This window comes from Sphingomonas sp. LH128, assembly GCF_000293195.2.
Lineage (GTDB): Bacteria > Pseudomonadota > Alphaproteobacteria > Sphingomonadales > Sphingomonadaceae > Novosphingobium > Novosphingobium resinovorum_A.
In genome coordinates, this window is sequence record NZ_ALVC01000594.1 from 1 (window position 1) to 216 (window position 216).

1 protein-coding gene is annotated in these 216 nt (G+C 68.1%); it reads right to left on the reverse strand.

All coding sequences use genetic code 11. The annotated features are described in order from the left end of the window. The coding region (locus LH128_RS30485; RefSeq protein WP_008833546.1) for a flagellin at positions 1–216 on the reverse strand (216 nt) is incomplete at both ends.

The following is a 216-nucleotide window of genomic DNA, read 5'->3' on the forward strand; positions in this document are numbered from 1 at the left end:
GTTGGTGGTGGTGTTGGTCAGGTTGTTGATCGCCGATTCGAGGCGGTTCTGGCCGGCACCCAGCGAGGCGCGGGTGGCGTTGACGTCCGACAGCGCGGCATCGACGTTGGTAAGCGTGGTCGCCGCCTTCGTGGCGTCGGTCACGTCGAGGGCGGTCGCCGAAACCTTGGTGCCGTCGATCGCCTTGGAGGTCAGCCCGACCTGCTGGCCGCCCTG